Source organism: Frankia torreyi, assembly GCF_000948395.1.
GTDB classification, from domain to species: domain Bacteria; phylum Actinomycetota; class Actinomycetes; order Frankiales; family Frankiaceae; genus Frankia; species Frankia torreyi.
Map to the genome: position 1 here is coordinate 2,489 of NZ_JYFN01000131.1, position 386 is coordinate 2,874.

Genomic DNA, 386 nt, shown 5'->3' on the forward strand with positions numbered 1-386 from the left:
CACTACTGATCTTTAATGTGCCGGGTCGGGTTGATCCGGTGGTGATCGCTGGGGTGATCGTTGGGGGTTGGGTAGTCCGTTGGTATGAGGTATGCGACGGGTGGCGGGTTGACCGCTGAGGATCGAGATCGCCGGGAACGGATACGACAAGAAGCCGCGCATTTGTTCGAACAGGGTGTGTCGAACCGGGAGGTTGCCGCTGGGTTGCGGGTGACTGAGCGGTCGGTGGAGCGGTGGCGGCGGGTGTGGAAGGCCGGTGGGGTGGCGGGGTTGCGGTCGCGGGGGCCGACGTCACGCTGCCGGTTGGATGAAGAACAGTTGCGGGCGTTGGAGGCGGTGTTGGATCGGGGGCCGGCGGCGTCGGGCTGGGTGGATGAGCGGTGGAC

Annotated in this window: 1 protein-coding gene; it reads left to right on the forward strand. The window is 65.8% G+C overall.

Going from position 1 to position 386, the window contains the following annotated elements:
• Window positions 1-84: 84 nt before the first annotated feature.
• Window positions 85-386: helix-turn-helix domain-containing protein (locus FF36_RS33830; protein WP_131669497.1), on the forward strand; the 302-nt coding region annotated here is incomplete at its 3' end.